10 protein-coding genes are annotated in these 7,664 nt (G+C 46.6%); 6 read left to right on the forward strand and 4 right to left on the reverse strand.

Annotated features, from left to right (window positions below):
* Nucleotides 1-212: 212 nt before the first annotated feature.
* The gene (locus tag KDK17_RS18010) at nt 213-350 is read left to right on the forward strand and encodes a hypothetical protein (protein ID WP_257288716.1); all 138 of its coding nucleotides are present in this window, start codon (nt 213-215) and stop codon (nt 348-350) included.
* A gap of 242 nt (nt 351-592) precedes the next feature.
* On the opposite strand, the gene KDK17_RS18015 is transcribed toward KDK17_RS18010, so the two are convergent.
* The gene (locus KDK17_RS18015) at nt 593-883 is read right to left on the reverse strand and encodes a HigA family addiction module antitoxin (RefSeq protein ID WP_257288717.1); all 291 of its coding nucleotides are present in this window, start codon (nt 881-883) and stop codon (nt 593-595) included.
* A complete protein-coding gene (locus tag KDK17_RS18020) occupies nt 883-1,092 on the reverse strand; it encodes a type II toxin-antitoxin system RelE/ParE family toxin (protein ID WP_373691611.1) in 210 nt (69 codons plus the stop codon). Before KDK17_RS18020 ends, KDK17_RS18015 begins: the two co-directional genes overlap by 1 nt.
* 116 nt (nt 1,093-1,208) lie before the next feature.
* Between KDK17_RS18020 and KDK17_RS18025 the strand changes: the two genes are divergently transcribed.
* From KDK17_RS18025 to KDK17_RS18035, 3 genes are all read left to right on the forward strand, one after another.
* On the forward strand, nt 1,209-1,622 hold the full coding sequence (locus KDK17_RS18025) for a hypothetical protein (protein ID WP_257288719.1): 414 nt from the start codon (nt 1,209-1,211) through the stop codon (nt 1,620-1,622).
* Nucleotides 1,623-1,687: 65 nt separating this feature from the next.
* Entirely contained in the window at nt 1,688-2,290 is a 603-nt protein-coding gene (locus KDK17_RS18030) for a hypothetical protein (RefSeq protein ID WP_257255600.1), read from the forward strand.
* Between the two features lie 145 nt (nt 2,291-2,435).
* Nucleotides 2,436-3,224 carry a hypothetical protein gene (locus KDK17_RS18035; protein ID WP_257274591.1) on the forward strand — a complete coding sequence of 263 codons (789 nt, stop codon included), beginning with the start codon at nt 2,436-2,438 and terminating at the stop codon, nt 3,222-3,224.
* A gap of 88 nt (nt 3,225-3,312) precedes the next feature.
* Here KDK17_RS18035 and KDK17_RS18040 read toward each other — a convergent pair whose 3' ends face one another.
* Complete coding sequence (locus KDK17_RS18040; RefSeq protein ID WP_257288720.1) at nt 3,313-4,239, reverse strand: LysR family transcriptional regulator; 927 nt, start codon at nt 4,237-4,239, stop codon at nt 3,313-3,315.
* A 500-nt stretch (nt 4,240-4,739) separates the two neighbouring features.
* Here KDK17_RS18040 and KDK17_RS18045 point away from each other — a divergent pair, with 500 nt between their 5' ends.
* A complete protein-coding gene (locus tag KDK17_RS18045) occupies nt 4,740-5,795 on the forward strand; it encodes a porin (protein WP_257288721.1) in 1,056 nt (351 codons plus the stop codon).
* Between the two features lie 375 nt (nt 5,796-6,170).
* Here the strand turns inward: KDK17_RS18045 and KDK17_RS18050 are convergent, their stop codons facing one another.
* Entirely contained in the window at nt 6,171-6,371 is a 201-nt protein-coding gene (locus tag KDK17_RS18050) for a hypothetical protein (protein WP_257255596.1), read from the reverse strand.
* A 97-nt stretch (nt 6,372-6,468) separates the two neighbouring features.
* Here KDK17_RS18050 and KDK17_RS18055 point away from each other — a divergent pair, with 97 nt between their 5' ends.
* Nucleotides 6,469-7,479 carry a linear amide C-N hydrolase gene (locus KDK17_RS18055; RefSeq protein ID WP_257255595.1) on the forward strand — a complete coding sequence of 337 codons (1,011 nt, stop codon included), beginning with the start codon at nt 6,469-6,471 and terminating at the stop codon, nt 7,477-7,479.
* Nucleotides 7,480-7,664: the final 185 nt, after the last annotated feature.

Genomic DNA, 7,664 nt, shown 5'->3' on the forward strand with positions numbered 1-7,664 from the left:
TAAAAAAAAAGGAGTAGCTTTTGGCCAGCTCATCACCTGAATTAAAAAGGATATCATTGGTGTTATTGCGACGTAAAAAATCAAAATCTTCTTTTTGGTAACTACTGGCAATTTTCGGCATGAACAATACTGTTATTACAAATAGTTGCACTAGAAAAAAATAATTAACTCTTCTCATAGATAGACTCCCCCGATACCGATAATGAATTTACATGACCATTAATAACAACAATGTAAAACCCTTTGAAAGCCAGCACCTCACCGATATGAATGACGGTGGCAACCCTGTGACCGACAATCAAGCAGTGGATGACAACACCACAGCCTCTGCCGGGACATTTCAAGGATAGGTCATACGCGTCGAGATGCAGCTCTGAAAAAAGCTCTTATCGGTATCAGGCACCGATAACGACGATACTTATCTTAATGGCGACCATTATATATCTACCATAGCCGCCTTTCTGGATCGCAAAACCACCCTGATCAACAAAGCCATCACCTTCCACCAGCAACAAATTGAACGACTAAAAGAGTACAAAGCCACCCTGATCAACAGCGCCGTAACCGGCAAAATCAAGGTGGCCTGAGGGCATCAGGCGGCGTCCGACTGGTAGGGAGTAATGCCCAGCTCCCTCTGCTTCAGGTGCCAGAGGTCATAGTCGTTTTGCATCGCCAGCCAGACCCCGGCAGAGGGGTTGCGAAACACCTTTTCCAGCCGGAGTGCCATCTCTGAGGTGATGGCACCTCGACCATTGACCACCTTGGACAGGGTTTTGCGGCTGACGTTCAACAGCTCTGCGGCTTTGGTGATGCTGACACCAAGAGATTTGAGAATGTCTTCTCCCAGTATTTCGCCGGGGTGTGGTGGGTTGTGCATGTCCATCAGTGGTAATCCTCATAGTTTACGATTTCAACACCGGATTCAGTGAGTCGGAAAGTGACGCGCCAATTACCATTGACGGTGACTGACCAGACACCCCGCCGCTCACCTTTCAGAGGGTGGAGCCGAAACCCTGGTACATCCATGTCGGATGGGGTTATGGCCCGGTTTAACAAAAAGAGAATCCGTCTCAGTTTTTTGGCATGTTGCACCTGTATTCCTGAGGTTTTACCGGTACGATAGAACCGTTCCAACCCCTTGTGCAGAAAGCTGATTATCATAGCTGAAGTGTAACTCCTAAGGTTCCAGTGTCAATGGAGAGATGATTATGGTCAGCCAAACCAACGAGCAGGCACTTGAGGCCGCCATCGAACAGCAGCTTACCGGCACCTGCCTTGAGCACAGAGACAGGGTAGCAGAAGGTGTTGCCACCGTTGCGCCGAACCATGGTTATGCACAAGATGAGTTGCTGAACTCGGTGGATTTGTCCTCCTACGGCCTGCAACGGGTGAAGTTTATGAGCATGGCCAGCAGTATTCGGAACCATCCGGACTTTGCCGCCAAGTACCAGGGGAACGCTGATCGCCACAACCGGGATTTGGCCTTTAACAAGATTTTTGATGAGGTGATGCTGAATAACCGGCGCAATGAGCTGGAGCTTTATAAACTGCTGGCCACGGGTGCGGCGTTTAAGGCGGCGATGCAGCAGAGTTTGCGGGAGATGTTGGATGGTGGAGTCTGATATGTGCAAATATACTTCAGAACGTGACGATGGTCGAATATTCTTTTCTGGAATAATCACGACGAATGAATAACAGTAACCCTCCTGCCAAACCAACCATGGACTACGCCCAATTGCTGGAAGCCCTGAACCGGGCAAGCACTTTTGATCTGTTCCGGCTGAATGCCATGATTGACCGCGAACTGGAATCATCAGAGCGAATTGGCCGCATCAAGGCGGCGCTGACCATAGGGCACAAGCTAAGCTACTTTGACCGTAGCAGCAATTCGCTGCGTAACTGTGAGGTGCTGCAGCTCAGGCAAAAGCGGGCACTGGTGCTGGATTTTACCGATGGCAAACGCTGGGCAATACCCTACTACATGCTCAATCTCGAAGGTGCCGACACCCGCGTCAATCATGAAACTCAACGGGGGCTGAGTCGCCATGCTATTGCTGTGGGTGATCTGCTGGGTTTTAAAGATAAGCATAGAGAGGAACGTTTTGGCCATGTCATCCGCCTGAATACTAAATCAGTCACCCTGCAAGTAGCAGAAAGGCGGTGGAGGGTCGCTTATTCTCTACTCTACCGGGTTCTGGATGGGCAGGGTAACCAGGAAGAGGAACTGTTGATTGATGGTGAGAGGCCTGATCAGTACAATGAGGCAGTTCAGGGTTCATTGCTCGAGTGAATAACTTGTTCCCCGAAGCCTGCCTGTAAAGTAATGTCACTACTTTGTCCTTGCTTGCATCCCGCAGTGATTTGACTGATAGTTCAAATCTGTAATATTCAGCCAGTAAGCCCTCTCGCGAGAGAACAGCCAAGAGATACCGCGAATGCTTGAAGTATTAATTTCTGCCACCAATGCCTTTTGTAAGCACATGAAGGTTGATCTGAATCGTTTACCCAGTCCGGATGGTAAGCGCATAGGCACTCAGCCCATTGCTTCTGGCAATAATGTCATTGCCTGGCAGGTGCATGCGGTTAAGGGCTACCGAAATAGAAAACGGTACACGGACGTGATTGCAGTAGAAGCCCGCAGTCGTTATGCCATTCTGTTTTCTAACCCGATGTTTAGCGATTTAGACGAGTTTGCTGAGCGATTTACCAATCGCTGGGTCAGAGAATCTATTCATATGGCCATGGAGAGTGGAGCTACAACAGAAGAGCAAGCTCAGAGCATGTATGACCAGTTTCTGGATATGGAGAAGGAAATCCGGTTTGTCAGAAATACCGACCTCAGCGTCAACGGACATGTTGCGGATGCTGAGCAGTGGCTGAGTCAGTCCTATGAACAATATGGGCTGGAGCAGCTAGACGAGAGTGAAGAGATCGGATTGGGAATGCACCGCATCAACTGCGTCCACAAAAAGGCCAGGCTGTTTCCTGGAGCCAGACAAATGGAGAGGTTTATACCCATGTCGCGGATGGTGGATGACTGGCTGTTCAGGTTTGCCAAAGGTCTGTCTGTGTGGGCGTATCCGGAAACGCCCCACGGGGATTTTCCGAATCCTTTTCCCGCTGCAACAGCTACTGTTATCGAACAGGACGCACCATTGGCTTTGCCAGATAATGTGGTCAGCCTTGATGAGGTACGTAAACGTAAGAAGTCGCAGCAAGCATAACCGCTATGAATGAATACCATTATTATGAAAAGGTCATGAAACAGAAGCGTCGGCAACAATCAGGCCAAATAAGCACTGGTGTTCCGGATCAAAGTTTTTCGCTCGCTTTAAAAAACTCCTGAAACTTACTTAACAAAAAGCCTCTCATCCACTGATGCGCCTGGTTAAACTGCCAATGTTCCGGCCACACCAGTTCAAAGCTCAGGGGCGGAGAGTCTGACAAGATAGGAAGGAGGACATAATCCTCAAACAAATCCAACGCCAGATACTCCACATTGGTCACAATGGTAAATGCGTCGTTGGATTGAATCGCCTTCAAAGCAGCCTCCGTGCTTGGTAGCTTAAGCCAAGGATTCCGTAAAAAGGCATACTGCTCACGCAATTGATTGATATAAGGACTGGCAGCGATGACCGCCTGGGTCACCACAAAGGGAAATTGATCCATCTCGGTCAGATCGAGCGTTTCCCGACCGCTCATCGGGTGTCCCTTGCGCATCAGAACATTAAACGACGCTGAATTAATGACTTCTTTGCAGAGGTTCTCAGTCGTCTCAGGAAAAGCGACAATCACCCCCAGATCCAACTCACCTGACTCCATGGAGTAAATCGTACCCTCATCCGGAAGCGAGACAGAACAACTGATACCCGGCGCAATCTGCTTAAGCTCAATCAGGGCCTGAATCAGAAAATGATCGAGAACAACCGAACTTGAACCTATCCGGAAATGGTGCTCACTGGTTGCAGGGTCAAAGTTCTGATTCTCAAAAAGCGTCTCAGAGTCTGCCATCAGTTTTGAAACCAGTGGTTGAACCTGACGAGCTTTTTCAGAAAGGAAAATATGATTCCCCTCCCTGACCAGGATGGGATCATTCAACGCTTCTCGCAGCTGTGACAGAGTCCTGCTCATTGTGGACTGTGTCACATGCATCTGATCTGCTGCGCGGGTTACACTGCCGGTATCCAGAATAGCCTGCAAAGCGGGCAGCAAACTCATTTTCAGCCGGTTACTGGCCATGAGTAATCAATCTCTCTGTTAGACATAGAAATGCCCCCAGCGCAAAAAAGACTGCCCAGACTGCTTATTATATGTACTGAAACAAACTGTTTTTACGCTTCATGAAAGCACTTTGTTTTAGCCTCTTCCTGACAAAAAGAGGAGAAGACAAAACCCTTTCACCGACCTGATGAACCCGGAAACATTTTAAAGGGACTAAACCCTAAAAACAAAAAAGCCGGCATCAATGACTCTGGGTTGATGCCGGCAAATACACACAACACATGAATCGGAGTAGACGATTCATAGCGAGTAGAGTAGTCATTCCAGCCTCCCTTAACCAGTGAAAGAATTCACTCAGCCCATTGAACCGACCGATAAGTAATTTACACGTCGACCCCTCACTTAACACATTCGGCATTTCGATATAACCATTGATGCTTTCAACGTGACCCGTTAGTACAACTACATAACAATCTCGTTTCAACATTAAACACACAATTAGTTGGGACATAGTGATCATGCACAAGAAAATTCTGGCCGCAGCAGTAGCCACAGCAGTGGCAGGTCCAGCAATGGCAGTGAACGTTTACGACGACGGCACAAGCAGCCTGAGCATTGGTGGCCGTGTTGGTGTTGTTGCCAAAAATCATGATGGCGATAACACCCTGAACAACGACAGTGCTCGTATTAACTTCAAGTTCGCACACAAGTTTGACAGCGGATGGACCGGCCAGGGTGTCGCAGAGTGGGGCTTCCGCGCTAAAGATGAGTACGACGCCGATGGCAATAAGGAAGAAACCTTCTTCAACCGTCTGGGCTATGTTGGCCTGAGCCATGAAGAAATGGGTGCATTCGCTGCCGGTAAAAACTGGAGCGTAACGTATGACGTTTCCGGTTGGACCGACATGTATGCCATCGGCGGTGGTAGCGCTCTGGGTATCTATGATGGCCGAAACGGCGGTGACTTCGACGGTTCTGCCCGTGCCGATGATGTTATCCAGTACCGCAACAGCTTCGGCGGTCTGAACATCGGCCTTCAGTATCAAATGCAGGATCAGACAGTAACAAATGCCCAGCGTGATTCCGGTTTCGGCATCTCTGCCAGCTATGACCTGGCCATGGGCCTGTCCCTGGGCGCAGCCTACTCTGAAACTAAATACGAAGAAACAGGCACTTTTGCAGATCAGGAGAAATCCAAGTCTGCGACCGCCGGCCTGAAATTTGAAAACGAAAGACTGTACCTGGCTGCCATGTACGGCGAGCTGACAAACAAAACCAATCTGAGTGGCGACCTTGACGCCAAGTCCAAGGGTATCGAACTCTACGGTCGACTGGCTATGAACAATGTTCTGCAAGGCTTCTCCCTGGAAGCAGGTTACAACGAACTGAAAGACAACAGTTCAGCAAGCACTGACCAGTTTGAGGCAACTCTGAAAGAAACCATGATTGGTGCCATTTATGAAACCGGCCCAATGCAGTTCGCCGTTGAATACGCCATTGACGACAGCAAAAATACTGATGGCAAGAAGGAAGGTGACAACACCCTGTCTGTGCAGGCTCGTTACTACTTCTAATCGCCTATCAGGCAAGACATAAGAAAGGCCAGCCCATTAGCTGGCCTTTTTTTACTGGGATCTACTTCAGTTTTTATTTTAAACCTGCCCAATCAGTTACAAAAATACATTCCAACCTCTAAACCTCAGCAAAATAAAAAACACAACAATGATTAATAAACACCAATTCTTAACATAAAAAAACACAGTCATATAAATACACTTTACAAAATCACCTCTATTTTCTTAAGCCAATGGAAATGAAAAAAAGCATCCTTTCAAGATCACCAAATATCAGTTTGGCTTCGCAAAGGAGTCTTACAAATGACTCAAGAAAAACGACAAGAAATGGGCAACACTTTTTTGAACTGGCCAGCGCAGCCTGTATCTATCAGTTCAGGCTAGCAGCACAGGATTCATACACCCTAAGGCCAAAAAAGTAGCTAAAAGCACTACAAATTCTGAAGATAATACCGGTGAAGCGGCAAGCTTCATCAAAAATATAAAATGACCGATTGAATCAGATATTAATCCTGAATTCCTGCGGCTATAAATATTATTTTTATACCTGCCCAATGGTTTTTTACATTCAGCCATCGAATAACTTCATAACTCTATTCATAGCAAAGAGAGAATAAAAACCATATTTTATTTGTCGAAACAAGTTAATGAATATTTTATATCGGAGAAAATTATGAATAAAAAAGTCAATCGAAATTTACTAACAACATTTGTCATTTCTTCGCTTTCTGTTTCCACCATTACTGAAGCTTGTTCAAATGTATTTTGGAATAGCCCACAAGGAGCAGTGGTTACACGCACAATGGATTGGATGGAGTCAACCAAACCATTACTTCTAAAAGTAGCGGCAGGCGAAAAGCGTAATTTTCACGGCGCTGAGACCGGCGATAAAGAATACACGGTCAAAAATAGCTTTCTAGCGATTGGCGGTTACGGAAAATTAGTCGGTGAAGGCGTTAATGAGCATGGCTTACAAGCGAGCGTTCAATACTATCGCGGAATGGCATTAGAAAAAGGCGATGGCAATACGCTAAGTCAAAATGAGCTAGCAGGCTATTTTTTAGCAAACTTTGACAATGTTGAGCAAGTAATCGACAACGTGAAAGATATTGAAGTCGGTTTAACCACTATTCCTGGTATGCAGGAACCACCGCGTTGGCACTACATTGTCTCTGACGTATCCGGCGACCGCGCTGTTATTCAATACGATGAAAATGGCGTAAACATATACCGCGGTGATGACGCACAAGTTGTGACCAACACAAGCCAAAAGGACCTGAATGAAGCCTGGGCTGAGAAATCACAACAGCTTAAAGAGTTTGGTGGTTATGGTAGCCAATTCCAACTAGAGGCAGGCAACACTGATTCTGAACAACGCTATGTGTTTGCTAAGTACTTTGTTTCGCAGTTACAAAACGCCACTTCTCCTAAACATGCAATGATGTCTGTAGAAGGTACAGCATTCAAAGTACCACAACAGGCTGCTTACCGACCTCAGGATGGGATGAATACCTACGCAACCGAATACACGATCACTTACAACCTGGATTCTGGTGATGTTGTGTTTAAGTACATGGGTGACGACTGGAGTCAGCGTGAGTGGAACTTCAAAGATCTACTGGAATCTGACCAAAGAATAGAGGTTCCGCTGTACGGCAGGGGAAGTTCAATGAAAGTATTTTAAGAAATAAAAGTGAGCTATGTTTAGCTCGCTTTTTTGATCTTGAAGCAGGATACAATACACTGAAAAACAACAGTCAAATAAAATTGCAACAATCGAAAAATCAATTACGCTAGACACAAGATAAATCATCAGAAGGTGAATTTATCTTGTGGGTTTCAGCTACAAAGCTCGCCAAGATTGAAGGC

The organism is Endozoicomonas sp. SESOKO2, from assembly GCF_024606245.1.
GTDB lineage: Bacteria > Pseudomonadota > Gammaproteobacteria > Pseudomonadales > Endozoicomonadaceae > Endozoicomonas_A.